Source organism: Kitasatospora sp. HPM-01-4, assembly GCF_051374625.1.
In the GTDB taxonomy this organism is placed as follows: Bacteria; Actinomycetota; Actinomycetes; order Streptomycetales; family Streptomycetaceae; genus Kitasatospora.
Genome location: NZ_JBPQGP010000005.1, coordinates 1,801,854 through 1,817,633 on the forward strand (window position 1 = coordinate 1,801,854; position 15,780 = coordinate 1,817,633).

Annotated in this window: 13 protein-coding genes; 3 read left to right on the forward strand and 10 right to left on the reverse strand. The window is 70.4% G+C overall.

Annotated features, from left to right (window positions below; all coding sequences use genetic code 11):
* Positions 1-6: 6 nt before the first annotated feature.
* The 3 genes from ACSMTC_RS07795 to ACSMTC_RS07805 all read right to left on the reverse strand — a co-directional run bounded on the left by ACSMTC_RS07795 (position 7) and on the right by ACSMTC_RS07805 (position 5,812).
* Positions 7-2,388, reverse strand: a complete 2,382-nt coding sequence (locus tag ACSMTC_RS07795; protein WP_436558908.1) for a CHAP domain-containing protein — start codon at positions 2,386-2,388, stop codon at positions 7-9.
* A gap of 217 nt (positions 2,389-2,605) precedes the next feature.
* A complete protein-coding gene (locus tag ACSMTC_RS07800) occupies positions 2,606-5,446 on the reverse strand; it encodes an AfsR/SARP family transcriptional regulator (RefSeq protein ID WP_436558909.1) in 2,841 nt (946 codons plus the stop codon).
* Positions 5,447-5,524: 78 nt separating this feature from the next.
* A complete protein-coding gene (locus ACSMTC_RS07805; RefSeq protein ID WP_436558910.1) occupies positions 5,525-5,812 on the reverse strand; it encodes a hypothetical protein in 288 nt (95 codons plus the stop codon).
* Between the two features lie 232 nt (positions 5,813-6,044).
* On the opposite strand from ACSMTC_RS07805, the gene ACSMTC_RS07810 reads away from it, so the two are divergent.
* Positions 6,045-6,818 carry a glycosyltransferase family 2 protein gene (locus ACSMTC_RS07810; RefSeq protein WP_436558911.1) on the forward strand — a complete coding sequence of 258 codons (774 nt, stop codon included), beginning with the start codon at positions 6,045-6,047 and terminating at the stop codon, positions 6,816-6,818.
* Between the two features lie 4 nt (positions 6,819-6,822).
* On the opposite strand, the gene ACSMTC_RS07815 is transcribed toward ACSMTC_RS07810, so the two are convergent.
* From ACSMTC_RS07815 to ACSMTC_RS07845, 7 genes are all read right to left on the reverse strand, one after another.
* A complete protein-coding gene (locus ACSMTC_RS07815; RefSeq protein WP_436558912.1) occupies positions 6,823-6,975 on the reverse strand; it encodes a hypothetical protein in 153 nt (50 codons plus the stop codon).
* 80 nt (positions 6,976-7,055) lie between these two features.
* Positions 7,056-9,263 carry a prolyl oligopeptidase family serine peptidase gene (locus tag ACSMTC_RS07820; protein ID WP_436558913.1) on the reverse strand — a complete coding sequence of 736 codons (2,208 nt, stop codon included), beginning with the start codon at positions 9,261-9,263 and terminating at the stop codon, positions 7,056-7,058.
* Positions 9,260-10,039, reverse strand: a complete 780-nt coding sequence (locus tag ACSMTC_RS07825) for an ABC transporter permease (RefSeq protein WP_436558914.1) — start codon at positions 10,037-10,039, stop codon at positions 9,260-9,262. Before ACSMTC_RS07825 ends, ACSMTC_RS07820 begins: the two co-directional genes overlap by 4 nt.
* The gene (locus tag ACSMTC_RS07830) at positions 10,036-10,821 is read right to left on the reverse strand and encodes an ABC transporter permease (protein WP_436558915.1); all 786 of its coding nucleotides are present in this window, start codon (positions 10,819-10,821) and stop codon (positions 10,036-10,038) included. Before ACSMTC_RS07830 ends, ACSMTC_RS07825 begins: the two co-directional genes overlap by 4 nt.
* Positions 10,818-11,786: an ABC transporter ATP-binding protein gene (locus ACSMTC_RS07835; protein ID WP_436558916.1), complete on the reverse strand. Its 969-nt coding sequence runs from the start codon at positions 11,784-11,786 to the stop codon at positions 10,818-10,820. Before ACSMTC_RS07835 ends, ACSMTC_RS07830 begins: the two co-directional genes overlap by 4 nt.
* Positions 11,773-12,735 (reverse strand): nucleotidyltransferase family protein, encoded by a 963-nt coding sequence (locus ACSMTC_RS07840; protein WP_436558917.1) that lies wholly within the window; start codon positions 12,733-12,735, stop codon positions 11,773-11,775. The genes ACSMTC_RS07835 and ACSMTC_RS07840 overlap by 14 nt, the downstream gene beginning before the upstream one ends.
* Before the next feature lie 450 nt (positions 12,736-13,185).
* Positions 13,186-13,707, reverse strand: a complete 522-nt coding sequence (locus tag ACSMTC_RS07845) for a CYTH domain-containing protein (protein ID WP_436558918.1) — start codon at positions 13,705-13,707, stop codon at positions 13,186-13,188.
* Between the two features lie 272 nt (positions 13,708-13,979).
* Here ACSMTC_RS07845 and ACSMTC_RS07850 point away from each other — a divergent pair, with 272 nt between their 5' ends.
* Together ACSMTC_RS07850 and ACSMTC_RS07855 are read left to right on the forward strand one after the other, a co-directional pair.
* Positions 13,980-14,270, forward strand: coding sequence for a Gfo/Idh/MocA family oxidoreductase (locus ACSMTC_RS07850; protein WP_436558919.1), 291 nt, complete (start codon positions 13,980-13,982; stop codon positions 14,268-14,270).
* Between the two features lie 720 nt (positions 14,271-14,990).
* Complete coding sequence (locus tag ACSMTC_RS07855) at positions 14,991-15,764, forward strand: SDR family oxidoreductase (RefSeq protein WP_436558920.1); 774 nt, start codon at positions 14,991-14,993, stop codon at positions 15,762-15,764.
* Positions 15,765-15,780: the final 16 nt, after the last annotated feature.

Here is a 15,780-nt window from a genome sequence, read left to right on the forward strand (position 1 = left end):
GCCGGGTCAGAAGTTCCAGTGGTCGGTGGTCATGCCGAAGCCGGCCGAGTACAGGTACTTCGAGGTCTTCTGCTCCCGGGAGCCACGGATGTGGGTCTCGTACTGACCGGTGGTGTTGTAGTGCGGGATCTGGATGATCTCGTAGGACGGGTACTGGTCGGCGATCATCCCGATGTCATAGTGCTCACCGTCGGTACCGGGTGTCTGGTTGATGGTCACCCGGCCGTCCACCCCCGCGGTCTCACCGACGTAGGGGATCGTGGAGAAGGCGTTGGCGACCTGGTACTGCAGCTCCACGTGCCCAGGCGTGCCGTAGGCCGCCACCTTGTTCTCGGAGAAGGTGTAGTCGCACGAGTGGACGGGGCCGTCGCACTCGTCGTTCGGCCGGAAGTCCATCGGCAGCTGCTTGATCGGCAGGGCGTCCTTGCACACGCCGGGCGGGCAGGTGGGACTGACCGACATACCGACCTGGCCCGACTTGGGATCCCAGAGGAACACCACGCGGTGCGTGGCCGAGACCTGGTCCGACTGACCGTCACGGTCCTTGAACCAGTAGGAGACGTCGTCGCCGCCGGTGATGTAGCCGCGGATCATCAGCAGGTCGCTGTCCGCGCCGCCGCCTCCGGGGGAGAGCACGGCCTGCTTCTCCGCCGCGTTGGGCTTGTTGACCATGAACTCGTTCATGGCCTCGGTGTAGGCCGGATTGACGTACTGGGTCGGCGCCGGCGGTGACGTCGGTCCCGGATCCGGGGTGGAGCCGCAGACGGGCAGGTCCGGGTCCATGCCGGAGTACCCGGTCTTCACGTAGAAGTCGGGGATCCAGAGGTTGTCGTAGGTGTAGTCCCAGATGTTGGAGCCGTAGGCGTTCGGCCCGTTGTCCTGGCACTTGATCGAAACCATGGTGCCGATCGGGTACTTGTCCGGGTAGGCGTGGTTGCCCAGGTCCTTGACCGAGCGGCCGTCCAGCGTGGCGGACACCGGGAAGCTGTTGCCGCCCCGGGGCACGTCGATCGGCGCACCCTCGCCGTCCGCGTCGTGCAGCGGCGACACGACCGCGTAGATCGGCTCCCAGCCGGTGTTGCGCGGGTCGAACGGGCCCTTGCGGGCCACGCCGTCACCCCAGTTGCCCTCGATGGTGGTGATCCGGCCGTCCGAGCCGACCGACTCGACCACGCCGATGTGCACGCTGTCGCTCAGCGAACCGTAGATCACCGCGTCGCCGGGCTTGATCTGGCTGAAGTTGCGCAGCAGGCCCTTGGGCGCGCCCCAGTAGTAGAACTGGTTGGAGCCGCCGTAGTTGGCCCCCCAGACGCCCGCCTGGCGCCAGGCCCAGCTGGCGAAGTACGCGCACCAGGGCTCGCCGCAGTGGTACGGGGTGGCGAAACCGGTGTAGTACGGCTCGCAGTTGTCCCGGTTGTGCTCGGGGTAGACCCCGACCTGGGACTGCAGGGCGGCCACTATCCTGCCGCGAACGCTGCCCGGGTCCGGCACGCTGGGCGCCGGGGTGCCGCTGTCGCCGCCGCAGTTGGGCAGGCCGGGCGCGAAGCCGCTGTAGCCGGTCTTCACGTACTTGTCGGTCACCCAGAGGTTGTCCGAGGTCTTGTCCCACACCGTCGAGCCGTAGGCGTCCGGGCCCGACTCCTGGCAGACGACGGTGACCAGCGATCCCTGCGGGTACTTGTCCGGATACGCGTGGTTGTTCAGGTCCTTGGCGGTGCGGCCGTCCAGCGTGGCGCCGACCGGGAACTGACGGCCGTTCGGCGACGGCGGCTGGCCGCCGTCACCGCACCGGGGCAGCGTGGAGACGAAGCCGTCGCTGCCGGTCTTGATGTAGGCGTCGGTGACCCACAGGCCGTCGGTGGTGTAGTCCCAGATGGTCGAGCCGTAGGCCGACGGGCCGGTGTCCTGGCAGACGATGTCGACCATCGAGCCCTGGGCGTACCGGTCCGGGTACGCGTGGTCGTTCAGGTCCTTGGTGCTGCGGCCGTCCAGGGTCGCCTTGGCCGGGAAGGCGTGGGCGCCGGGCTGCTGGATCGCCGGGGAGTTGTTCTCGTCGCACCGGGGCAGGTTCGGGCTGAACCCGCTGTAGCCGGTCTTGACGTAGTAGTCCACCACCCAGAGGCCGTCGGCCGTGTAGTCCCAGATGTTGGAGCCGTTGTAGGTGACCGGGCCGGTGTCCTGGCAGACGATGTTCACGGTGCTGCCGGCCGCGTAGCGGTCGGGGTTGGAGTGATTGTTCAGGTCCTTGGCGGTGCGGCCGTCCAACGTGGCGGTCACCGGGAAGGTGCCGGCCGCGTGGGCCGCCGGGGCGCTGCTCAGCACGGTGAGCAGCGAGGCGGAGAAGGCGAGCAGGCAGGACTGCGCCACTCGGCGGGTGTAGGTGCGCATGAGTCAGCGGCCGCCAGCCGTCAGTGCCTTGACCGCACGTGGGGCCTTCCGGGCATGGGTCTTCAAGTGTTCTTCCCCTCGGATTCGGTACCGCCCATGCTCGGCGGGCCCGGTCTCGGGCCGGTGCCGCCGGCCCCGGGGCGGCGGGCGGGCGGCGACACCGGAACGAGACCGGCCGGAGTCGGGGTGACGGGAGCGGCGCGGGGGCGGGCGGGCCTCAGGTGCAGCGGGCGGCCGGCGCGGGGACGTCCTGACGGGCCGCCGAGATCCTGGTCTGTTCGGCGAGGGCGAGCTCCTCGCCGTACCGGTCACCGCGGTAGGCGCAGCAGCCGATCAGCAGCATGCTCTCCCACTCGGCCCGGTCCAGTTCGCCGGCGCCGCGCAGGCTGCGCAGCACGCCGATCCGGGCCTCCCGCTCGGCGTGCCAGTCACCGGCACCCTCGGCGGCCGCGCGGTAGTTGCGCAGGGCCTGGCGCGGCCGGCCGAGCCGAAGTTGGAGGCCGGCGACGTTGCGGTGCCCGCCCACCACGAACAGCTCGGGGTGCACCGGCTCGCCGACCGCCATGCTGCGAAGGTGGTACTCGACGGCGGCCGCGGGGTCGCTTCGCTCCAGCAGGGAGCCGAGGGCGCTCAGGGCCCGGGCCTCGGTGTGCGGATCGGCCAGCTCGCGGCTGAGCCGCAGGCCGTCGGTGAGCGTGGTGCGGGCCTCGGCATCCCGACCCAGCCGCTCCAGCATGATCCCCCGGTGGGTCAGGTGCACGGCCAGGCCGCGCGGATCGCCGAGCGGGCGCCAGCGGCGGATGGTCTCGTCCACCACGACCAGCGACTCCTCGAACTCGCCGTTCATGTAGAGCGCGCAGGACAGGTCGGCGTGGGCGTAGGCGTCGGCCACCGGGTCGCCGGTGCCGGCCGCCAGCTGCCGGGCCAGCCGGGTCACGGTGACCAGTTCGCTGAAGGAGCCGCGATCGGCCAGGTAGGCGAAGAGGGCCTGGCTGATGGTCAGCAGCCGGCGCAAGTGGTGCGGAGCGGTGCGGGCCGGCACCCGATCGACCAGGTCCAGCGTCAGGTTCTCCCGCTCGGCGTCCCACCAGGCGCGGGCCTCCTCGGCCGAGGCGAAGGCCGGCCCGCAGGGCACCGGCAGCCGGGCCCGGCGGGGGTCGCCGGGGACCAGCAGGCACCGGGCGGCGGCCACTGCGCGGTCGGCGTACCAGCCCAGCGCCCGGCCGACGGCGGCGGTCCGCTGCTCGGGGGCCTCCTGGTGCCGGGCCAGCTCGCCGGCGAAGTCACGGACCAGGTCGTGCAGGGTGAAGCGGCCCGGCGACCGCTCGGTGAACAGAGCGGCGTCCACCAGCAGGTCGGCGGCGAGCTCGGCCTCGGCCGTGCCGAGGTCCGCCAGGTGCGCGAGGACGGGCAGGCTGTAGGAGGGCAGAGCCAGGGCGCCGGCCCGGCGCAGCAGCAGGGCCGCGTGCCGGCCGGCGGCACGCGGGGAGTCGGCCAGCGACTCGTAGGTCAGGGCCAGCGAGCCGCGCACGCTCAGGTCGTCCAGCTCCAGCTGGTCCAGGCGGCTGTGGCCGAACCGCAGCCGGTCCGCCATCAGCTCCAGCGACCAGGCCGGGCGGGAGGCGAGCCGGGCGCCGATGACCCGCAGGGCCAACGGCAGTCGACCGCAGCGGTGAACGATCCGGGCCGCGGCCCGGGGCTCGGCCGCCACCCGCTCGGGGCCGGCCAGCCGGGCCAGCAGCTCCCGGCCCTCGGCCGCGTCGAGCGGGTCGAGCGTGAGCCGGCGGGCGCCCGCCACGGTCGGTAGCGCGGACCGGCTGGTCAGCAGCACTGCGCAACCCGGGACGGCCTGCAGCAGCGGGCCGACCTGGGCCGCGGACCACACGTCGTCGACGATCAGCAGACGGCGCGAGCCGGCCAGCAGGCGGCGCAGCAGGGCCAGGGCCGCCGCCGGGGAGGTGGGCAGGTCGTACGGGGAGACGCCGAGCGCCTGCAGCAGGTCGGCGACCGGGTCGGTGTGGCGGAGCGTCAGGAAGAGCTGGCCGTCCGGGAAGCAGGCGGACATCTGCTCGCAGACCCGCAGGGCCAGCGCGGTCTTGCCGACGCCGGCCATCCCGCTCAGCACCACCACGGGCGGCGGGCCGTCCGCCGTGCCGAGCAGGACGGACAGCTCGGCGAGCTGAGCCGCGCGGCCGACGAACTGGGCCGGGGCGGCGGGCAGGGTCGGCGCCGCCGGGCGGGCCGGCCCGGCGTGCTGGCGCGGGACGGCGCCGGACGGCGGCTGGGCGTCGCGGGGCGGCTGCGGCGGGGCGTCGCTCTCGCGCAGCAGCTCGTGGTGGAGGGCGAGCAGTTCCGCCCCCGGCTCGACGCCCAGCTCGGCGACCAGTAGCGCGCGGGCCCGGCGGTAGGCGTCCAGCCCCTCGACTCGGCGGCCCGCGCCGTGCAGCGCGCGGATCAGCCGCACCCAGAGCGACTCCCGGTACGGGTGCTCGGCCACGGCGGCCCTCAGCTCGGGCAGCAGCTCCTGGTGACGGCCGAGCCCGGCGTACACGTCGGCCCGGGCCTCGCGCACGTCGAGCAGGCGGGACTCGATCCCCGCGACGAAGGCGGTGACCGTGGGCGAGCACTGCACGTCGGCGAAGGGCGGGCCGGCCGAGAGCTCGACGGCGGCGTCCAGCGCGGTCCGGGCCGCCGCCAACTCGCCCGCGGCGCGGGCCCGCTGGGCGCGCTCGGCGAGCCGGCCCAGCAGGAGCGCGTCCACCTCCTCCTCGCCGACCGCCAGCAGGTAGCCGGGCGAGCGGGTCAGCAGGACGACGCCGGCCTCGTCGCCGAGCAGCGCACGCAGCCGCAGCACGTAAGTCGCCACCACCTTGGCCCCGGTGGCCGGCGGGCGCTCACCCCACAACTCGTCGATGATCCGTTCGGTAGGGACCACCCGGCCCGCTTCGGCGAGCAGCAAGGCGAGCAGCAGGCGCTGCTTCGCCGACGGTACCGGGCACCATCGTCCACCCAGCCGCACCTCCAGCGGGCCGAGCACGCGAAAGTTGATCTTGTCCACGCCGCATGAGAGTACAGCCTATTTACAAGATCCTTACACCCTTTGATCAGCAGATCCTTGGAACTGGGCCTCCATTGACTATGAGCGTGCTTTACCTTCAGGCCGCATCGGCCCTGTGTCCGTGGAGAGCCGCACGATCTCCGGTAGTGGAACGACGGTCGGGCCACCGGCGGTCAGCCCGGAGCCCTTCTCCAGCAGCGGCGCCAGCAGCTCCTCAGCGGTGTCGGGGTAGGTGGTGGACTCCAGCAGCACGGTGGCGCCCGGCCGCAGGTGCGCGGCCGGCGCCTCGCCGGCCGCCTCGATGCAGGAGAGGTCGGGCACTCCCTCTCGCAGCGGCGTCGGCACGGTGATGACCACAACATGCATGACGACTCCCTTAGACCGACCGGCGATAGGGAGCGTGGATCAAGGAGCGGGGCGAGAGCCGAGTCTGGGCGTGCATCGTGAGGAGAGCGCAGCGGCGCTGCGCGCGACGAGGGATGTGCGTCCAGGCGAGAGCTATCGGCACGCGACGCCGCGGGCCCTATTGCCGGTCGGTCTTACTACAATTCCAGTGCTTGAACGGACTGTCGTCTCTGGCCTGGCAAGGAGAAGCGCTGTGCCCCTGGTGTCTGTGGTGATGCCCGTGTACAACTCGGCAGCCACTCTCGGCGCTTCGATCCGGTCAGTGCTCGCGCAGAGCCACAGCGATCTTGAGCTTCTGGTCACCGACGACGGGTCCTCCGATGACTCCATGGATCTGCTCATGGAATTCGCGCGGCAGGACGAGCGCGTGCTGCCGGAACCGGCACCCGGGCGTGGTGGTGCGGCACGGGCACGCAACCTCGCTATCGGACGGGCCCGTGGGGATTACGTCGCCTTTCTTGACAGCGACGACATGTGGCTCCCGGACAAGGTTGAGCGGCAAATCGACTTCGCGGCGACGGCCGATGCGCCGTTGACGTTCACCTCCTACTACAAGGTGGACGCCGCCTACGACGGTGAGGGCGCCGACTTCATCCCGAACGGGCGCGTGGTTCGGGCGCGAGAGTACGTGGACTACCGCGCGATGCTGACCCAGGATCACATCGGCGCCCTGACCGCCATGTATGACCGCACCGTCCTCGGCACGAGGCTGATGCCGGAGATGCACAAGCGACAGGACTACGCCCTGTGGCTGTCCATCATGCGCGACGGCACTCCGGCCCGGGGTCTTCCCGAGCCGCTGGCGGTGTACAGGTCCCACCGCGCGGGATCGCTGTCCTCGAACAAGCTGTCGCTCGTTCCGTACAACTGGGCCCTGTACCGCGAACACGAACGGCTGTCGGTTCCCCGGTCGGCGCAGGCGCTGACCGGGGCTGTGTGGCACTCGCTGCGCAAATCGCGGATCTAGAGTCCTACGCGGCGGCCGGTTCCACGACACCCGCCCCGCGCAGGAACAGCTGAAGCAGCAGGGCGGCGGCGCGACCCGCTCCGGACGCGGGCTCACCCGAACGCGCGTACGTGTCGGCGGGGCGTCGGCGGCCGGGGCTGCTCTCGCTGGAGGACACCGGCACGGGCCTACAGGTCTCCGATCCGCACCGGCAGCACCGGAGCCGGGGCACCCGGGGCCCGGTTTCGCCGAGGGCGGTCAGGTGGTCGTCCTGGTGGCCGGTGTCGGCGAGGTCATACCCGAGGGAGAAGAAGGTACCGTCCGTCCTGGGTCCAGAGCGGTGCAGCGGGCCATGAAGGAGAGCCGGTCGACGAGCCAGGGGAGCACCTGGTCCTGGGGGATCACGCCGTGACCCGCGCCTTCCTGCTCCCGGAGCAGTACCGGTGCCTCCCGGCGGTCTCCGCTGGTGGCGTGCTGCAGTGCTGCGCACAGCTTCCGGGCATGAGCCGGCGGCACCCGGCGGTCGGAGGTGCCGGCCATCACCAGGAATGCCGGATAACGCACGCCGGGCCGGACGTTGTGGTAGGGCGAGTAGGAGCGCAAGGCGGTGAGGTCGGCTTCATCGGCCGGGTCCCCGTACTCGGTCACCCAGGCGGGACCGTCGCCGAGCAGCGTGAATCTCACCATGTCGGTGACCGGATGAACCGCTACGCACGCGCGGAAGAGGTCGGGCCGACGGACAGCTGCGGCGGCGGCCAGCATTCCCCCGTTCGACGCTCCGAACAGGACGAGCTGGTCCGAGGTCGTCCGGCCGGAGGCGACCAGGTGCTCGGCCGCGGCGATGAGATCTTCCACCGAGCGGGGCTTGTTGCGGCCACGGCCGGCGGCGTGCCAGGTGGCCCCTGCCTCGCCCCCGCCGCGCACATGGGCGACCGCGTGGGACCCGCCGGCCAGCAGCCAGGAGAGCGTCTCGGCGCTGAAGGCCCGGTCGGCCGTGATGCCGAATCCGCCGTAGACGCTGAGGATGACGGGGCCCGGGCCGGGGGGACCGTCCTCATTGGTGAGGGTGCTGATGGGGATCTCGGTGCCGTCCGCCGACCGGCAGACCGTTCGCTCGGCACGGATGCGGGCGTTCAGACAGGGGTTGGCGGGCCTGAACCAGTCGCGGGCCCGTGGGGCCGCCGCCTCCCCGGCGGCGGCACCAGGGCCGGCGGGAGGATCGCTCAGATCGAACTCCAGCACGGCCGGCGGCTGAGTGGGGTCGGCGAACGTGATCCACAGCCGGTTGTCCGGCCCGGTCGAGCCCGTCATCGCGGAGACCGTCCCGCCATCGGGGAGTGGGAGAAGCGTCTCGCGCCCGGAGTCCGCGTGGACGACCAGGACTTCGGCGCGCCCGTCGACGGAGCGGCAGACTGCGACCCGGTCGTACAGTGGCGCGAAGGTGCGGATCACCGTACCGCCGCCTCCGGCCGTCAGTTCCCGCCAGGACGCCGGATCGGGGTCGGCCGGGTCGAAGACGCACACCTGGCCCAGGCTCGACCTGAGATGAGTGAAGCAGTAGATCCTTCCGTCGGGGCCGAAGCGGGCAGCGGTGAAGGACTGTCCGGACTTCACCAACAGCTGGGGCTCCGCTCGTTCGGGCGCGGCCGGGTTCACGGGAGCGATCAGCAGGGCATTGCGCGGGTCCGCGCCGTATCTGACGGTCAGTAGGAGCCAGGCGCCGTCGGGCGAGACCGCGGGAACGGTGAAGACGGGCCGATCCGTCTCCGCCGGCAGCCACACCTCGGTGTGCCGGCCGGATTCGAAGTCGACGAAGTACAGGCCCTGTTGCTCGCGGCCCGAGCCGGCCCTCGGGTAGTAGAGGCCGTTCGGCGGGCGGTCGACGGATCCACCCCAGGCGACGGAGGGATTCCGGACGTCCTCCGCCACCACGAGGACGACCTCGCCGGACGCCACGTCGAGAACGCGCAGGGGTCCGTGCTCCAGCCCTTCATCGCAGATCTGGAAGGCCAGCCGCGAGCCGTCCGGTGAGACACTCCAGGCCGTGATGCGCGCGCTCGCCGCAGTTCCCCAGTCGGCGGGGTCGACCAGGCGGGACGTGCCCTGCGGTCGCTCCACGTACAGGGAGGGCGAGACCATGCCGGGGGCCTGCTCGGTGAAGAACAGACCGGTATCGCGGGCAGCCGGAACGCCACGGCGGCGAAGGTCGGACAACTCTCGGACGGTGTGCTCGAAGAAGCCGCGGGCCGATGCCGAGTCCAGCCACTGCCGGGCATGGTCCCGCTGGGCCGCGAGCCAGGCGCGGACGGCCTCGGCGTCGCCGTTGTCCGCGCCGCCTCCGACCATCTCAAGGGCCCGGTAGGGATCCGGGATCGCGACGCCGTGCCGGATCTCCTCGTGCGGGCCGCGCAGGAGCGGTGGGTACCCGGCCGAGGGCTGTCGGGGCTGAGTGAGCCGAGCGTTCATGAGGTCTCCAACGTGGCCGCGGACCTGGCGCTCCGTTCGATCACCCGCAGGACGACCGCGGCGACGAGCACGTACCCGATGATCAGGAGGGCCTGCGCGCCGAGCAGCGCCAGAGCGCCAGGTCGGCCGTCGAGGTTTCTGCGCGCGCCTTCGATGCTCAGGGTCATCGGCATCAGATCGGCGAGCAGACGGATCGGCGCGGGGAAGTCGGACACCGGCACGTTGGCCCCGCTGAGCAGGAGGCAGGTGGTGAGCACCAGGCCGGCGAGAAAGTTGATGTCCCGGGCGCGCAGGCCGACGGTGCCGACCAGCAGGCCGAAGGCGCAGGCAGAGCCGGTCGACAGCATCAGCGCACCTAGGAGTCCGGCGAGTTGAGTCGGTGTCAGCCGGAAGTCGGTGGCCAGCCAGCCGGTTCCCAGGGTCACCAGACCAGTGCACAGGCCGACGCAGAAGGCGGGCACCATGCGGCCCGCGAACAGCAGTAGCCGGTTCACCGGCGCGGCCAGGACCATCACCAGCGTGTTGTTCCGGCGCTCCATCGCGACCGCGACCGACATGCTGAACATGCCGCCGATCGCGCAGCTGTAGAGCGCGTTGCCGACCACGTAGAAGGACGGGTCCCGGGCTCCGGCGTAGTGCCCCAGCTGCAGGAAGAAGAGCAGCTCTGCGATCGGCTGGAGGATGACCGTCGGAACGAACATCGCCGGGGTGAGGATGCGGAACCCGCCGCGGTAGGCCAGCCAGCTGTCGATGAAGAAGACGCGAAGTTTGTTCATGTCAGAGCGAGTTTCGCCTTGTCTCGGGCGCGGTTCACCAGGATCCGCAGGAGTACCGTCGCCGCCGCCAGGTAGCAAGCCGTGAGCAGGGCGCACATGAGCAGCGGGGTCGTCGGCGTCGCGGCGCCCACTGCTGCGGCATGCAGGGCGCGGACGCCCCACATCGGTGCTACCAGGTAGGACAGTGGCCGCACCAGTTCGGGGAGACTCGCCACCGGGACCAGGATCCCGCTCAGCAGCGCGATCGGGAACTCGACCGCGTTCGCCAGCGCCTGTGAGGCGGGGTAGAGGAAGAACACCGACCCGATGAGCAGTCCCATCACCCCGAGGGCGATCACGTTGGCGAGGACGCAGAGGACGAAGAGCACCGGATGCTGGACCGCCAGGGGCATCCCGAACAGTGCGTAGCCCCAGGCGAAGGTCGCCAGCATGGAGTACAGGCCCACGGTCGCGGAGGCGATCGTCACCGGCAGGATCACCACGGGCGTGGGCATGGGCGAGGCGACCACACCCTCCAGTAGGCCCATGAACCGGTACCGGGTGATCGCCGCCCCGGACCCGAACAGCGTCGACCCCCACATGCCCAGCAGGCCCGCGCCGAGCGCGATCTCGGTCGGCGTCTGGTGGCCCGGCGCGTGCCGGAAGACGAGGAAGGCGATGGTGGCGAAGAGCATCGGCTGGAAGAGTGCGGTCATCATCTGCAGGCGCGTCGTGCTGAGCTGCTTCAGCTGCAGCCACCAGGCGCTGACCAGGAAACGGGCGACCGCGCGGACCTCGGTCACCTTTCGCCCGCTTCCGGGGCGTCGGCCATCAACCTGAGGTAGGCGTCCTCGAGGGTCGGCTCGCTGACCGTGATCCGGCCGACCGAGAGGCCGGCGAGGATGTCCAGGGTGGCAGCCGTGGCATCGCACCGGGCGTCGGTCTGGATGTACACCACCTGCCCACCGGCCTGTTCGACCAGGTTCACCAGGGCCACCCCGGGGATGGCCCGGATCCGGGCCAGATGGCTCTCGTCCACCCCGTAGGACTCGATCGCGGTGACCTGCCGACCGTCGGTCGCGTACTTCAGGTCGGTGGCGGTGCCCTCGTAGATCTTCCTGCCGTGGTTGATGACCGCGATCCGGTCGCAGAGGGCTTCGGCTTCCTGCATGTAGTGCGTGGTCAGCAGCACGGTGCGGCCGTCTCCCGCCAGCCCGCGGACGAGCTCGCGCAGGTCCCGGCCGGCGACCGGGTCGAGCCCGTTGCTCGGTTCGTCCATGATGACGACCTCGGGATCGTGCAGCAGCCCGCGGGCGATGTGCAAGCGCTGCCGCATTCCCCGGGAGAACGACTCGACGCGATCCCCCGCGCGGTCCGCGAGGCCCACGAGTTCGAGGAGTTCGGGCACCCGGTGACGCCGGGTCCGAGCGTCGAGACCGTAGAGGTCGGCGAAGTACCGCAGGTTCTCGCTGGCCGTCAGCCGCTCGTACAGGCCTCGGTCGCCACCGATGACGACACCGATACGTCGGCTCACCTGTCGCCGCTCGGCGACCACGTCGAGGCCGGCGACCCGGACCTGACCGGACGTCGGCAGCAGGACGGTCATCAGGATCTTGATGGTGGTGGTCTTCCCCGCCCCGTTGGGGCCGAGCAGTCCGAACAGCTCGCCCGGCTCGACCGAGAGTGAGAGGCCGTCCACCGCACGGCGCACCTTGCCCCGGCCAGTGCGGAACTCCCGGACCAGATCTGTGATCTCAATGGCCGGCACGGTTGGCCCCCTCGCCGATGAGCACGCCGGAGTCCAGCAGGCCGGTGTAGTACGCGTCCACGGTGGCTTCCGCGACGCCGAGGAGTCCGGCGACGAAGGAGACCGCTTCGGCGCGTGGGCGGCCGTGGGCGACGCCCCACAGCAGCGCGCCCTGCGGGCTCACCCGCACGGCGCGGCTGTCCTGCCGGTTGAGCAGGACCGGACCGGTCGTCAGGGCCGGGACCACGCTGGGGTCGCGCCTGGGCTGACGGGGCGCCGGATCGACGATGATCGGGTAGGCCCGACCGGTCATCGCATGCACCAGAAGGTCCTGGGCCAGCCAGAACGAGCGGTCGACGGGGGCGGCCGGGTCGTACAGGACCTGCCGGACCGGTTCTCCGAGCTGGTCGCCGACGCTTCGCTCCCAGCGGGCCCAGACCCACTTCGAACCGAAGTAGGCGTCGCCACGCGCCGTCAGAAATGCCTCGGCGGAGGCGAGTAGGGCCTGTCGTCCGAGGTATTGAGCAGAGGCGTGGTCACCGACGGCGAGTGCGCCGTAGGCATCCTCCGCCAGGTTTCCGGTGCTCGACGCCTGCCGGGCGATCACGAGTTTGGCGATGTCCCCCTCGGCGCGGCGGGCGCGGTCGAGCAGCCCGGCCAGGGTGCCGTCGTCGGAGACGATCTCTCCGAGCGAGAAGCGGACCAGGCGGTCCAGGACGGAGGTCTGGGCGAAGCGCAGCTGGGTCATGTCGGACTCGGTGACCGTGAAGTGCTCACAGCGGGCCACTAGGTCCTCGAGAGCCGCTGCACTGACGGATTCGACATCGACCCGGGTCTCGTCGACGAAGATCTGCTCGGTGTGGCCCGGATGGCCGGACACCACGAACAGGTCGACGTCGGAGGAGGGTGTGCCGAGCCCAGCCAGCGGTGACCCTCCCAGGTAGGCCGGAACACCGGGCCACCGCTCCAACACGCTTGCCGTGGCGCTGCGGGCGAGTTCCAGCTGCGCGGGATCTCTGGGCGGGTAGTGCGTGAAGATGGGGTTGCTCCGTTCTTGCGTACACGGGTGGAACAAGGAAGTGCGAGGCGGCCGGAGCCAACCTCGCACTTCTCGTGAATCACTCGATAAAGAGAGTCATCACATCTCGTGCGTGCCGGAGCCGGACTCCAGGACGATCAGCTCGTCACCCATTTAATTCACCCCTCTGCATATCTTGCCGCGCAGGAACAGCTGCGCCTGAATTGCAATCGCCGATGCGGTGCAACAGGCTCGACGCTAGCAGTCGGCCAAGTCGCTTCGAAAGAGTTGATTTCGATAATTTTTCGAGCCGTCCAGGCACCTTCAGAAGGCATGCAAAAGTGGCCGTACGGCTAGTTGAAATGCCGTCGGCCGATCTTTTGCGGAGGTGCGGTGGCTGGGTCAGGTGGCCTTGCGGTGCCGGGATCGCGGGTCGAGCCCGGGCATTCCGTCGCGAGCCAGCCGGTGATTGCGGAAGCGGCTGTCCTCGGTCACCTCAAAGCCCCACCACGAGGGCGGCTCGAAGGCTCTCGCCTCGGCCGTACTCGGGAACTCGACCTCGGCGATCACGAGCCCGTCGTGCACGCCCTCGAATACGTCCAGCTCGACCAGGTGACCACGCTCCCGCAGGCTGTAGCGGGACTTGATGATCCGAGCCCCCTCGGTCAGCGGCCAAAGCGCATGGAAGAGCTCGTCGGTGACGACCTGTTCGACTTCCTGACGGACCAATCCGGATCCGCTCTTGACGGTCAGGTACGAGATCCCAGCCGCATTCCGGATCCGCAGCTCGACGCCGGCCCGGTCGATGGGCAGGTACCCCTGCACGACTCGGACGGGCGCTGCTGGCAGTTGGACGGGGTGAGCGTCCAGCAGGAATCGTCGCTCAATCTCATCGGCGATGACCAAACCCCCCTTGGTTGCCATCCGGCATTCTCCGACCCCGCCGAAGCATAACTGTCGGGAAGCCGCTGGCAACACCCTTCGAAGAGCTTTCATACTTCGCCGTCGACTGGCCCCACCCGGGCACCGTCGGCATGACGGCGGGACCGACACGCCGGTCACGCTCCGGCCTTCGGAGGTGCCCCGACTAGCACCTTCTGGAAGAAACTCCGGAACCGGCTCTCCCACATCGAACATTGATCGACTACCGTACAGTGATCTGGTCGTTATGGCCACGAGGGGAGGGCTGACACGGCATGCGCGTCGCTGCCATTGGTGCGGGATTAGGCGAGCAGTATCTCGACCGGCTCAGCCGGCACTCGAATGCCAAAACGGACATATTAAACTTTCAGCCTGACCTGGGGCAGGACGAGCGAATCGCCACCAAACGGCATACGCCCCGGGTGGGCGACAACGTCGACGAGACGATCGAGGACGGCTGCGACCTCGTGGTGACCGCCGCACCGGCCCGTCTGCGGTCCCGGTGGGCCGGACGTGCCCTGACGCTGGCCAAGGCGGTCGTCCGGGAGAAGCCCCGCCCGCCTTGACCGCCGAGACGGCCCAGGCTTATCGTCCACGCAGCCGAGACGGTCGGCGTGCCGAACATGGCGATGTTCCAGTGGCGCTTCCACCCCGCATTCCGCGCGCTACGGGACTTGTTCTCCTCGCACACGCCGGTCCGGAGACTCCATCTCGGCCCGCGGTTCTCCATCACGACATCCCGGCGGACCCGACCACGCCGTTCCTCTGGCGCCACTCCCACAATCAGGCGGCAGCAGAAGCCTTCACCGACCAGGGGTCCGTCTCTTCAACCTCCTGGACTGGTTGACCGGCCGGTCACTCGGCAGGGTCCTTGCGACAGCCTCGGTCCTGCGAGTCACCAAGGGCCACCGCCAACCGCGCGTCACGGTCTGCGGTACCGACTCGGTCGATCAGGCTGAGGTCCGCCCGGACACCACAGCCGGTCGACCGGGCTCCCCGATCCCGCGCAGCGCCCGGAATCGACCCACCGGATCGCTGTCGAACCCCTGCTAATTGTTCCTGGCCGGCGAGGACGCGGACGCTACGTCAGACCTCCCCGACTTCGCGGCCGGGCTGGCGGCCCGACGGCTCCTCGACGCCGCGGCCGCACACCCCGGCAGTACTGAGTAAGTGAACGGAAGGATCAGCATGACCAATCCGGCAAAGGCAGCCCGCACAGGCGTGGGCGACAGCACCTGGGAGCGGGAGATCGCCGCCGGCTACGCCGCTGTCTCGGCCTCCTCCTCATGAGGGGCGGGGCAGCGGAGCCCGGCACGTCGGACTGGGTCCTGGTCACCGGGGCCAGCCGGGGGATCGGCCGGGCGGTGGCGCTCACGCTCGCCGAGGCCGGCCACCAGCTGATCCTGTGGGCCCGCACCACCTCCGACCTGGTCGAGGTCTCCCGGGAGATCACCGAGCGGTGGGGCACCCAGGTCAGGATCGCCACGGTCGACGTGGCCGACCCCGAGCAGGTCGACCGGGCCGCCGAGGAGTCCTTCTTGGGTCTCGAATCGCTCCGCGCGGTGGTGGTGAACGCCGGCGGCGGCATCTGGAGCTCGATCGAGGCCATGAAGCCCGAGGACTGGCGCGAGGTGATGGGGGCCAACCTCGACGGCGCTTTCCACACCCTGCGGGCAACGGCGCCCTACCTGCGCAAGCGGCCCGGCGCCCAGGTCGTCGGTCTCGCCTCTGACTCCTCCTACAACTCCTTTGCGCAGCGCGGTGCTTACTGTGCCTCCAAGGCCGGCCTGCTGTCCCTGTTGGAGACCGCGCGCCGGGAGCTGCGTGAGGACGGAGTCCGGGTGACCGCGCTCGTCCCGAGCCGGGTGGACACCTACTTCCGCGGAAAGCATCCGGGCTCCCGCCCGGAGGCGCTGTCGATGACCGAAGTGGCCGATGTCGTGGCGACGCTGTTCGCCCTGCCCCCGCGGGTGGAGGTCCGGGAGCTGCAGCTCTCCTCCATCCACTCCTCCTTCGGTCTGTTTCCCGAGGTGTTCACCGAGGAGCCGAACGGTGTCTGACATCCCGGGCACCGCC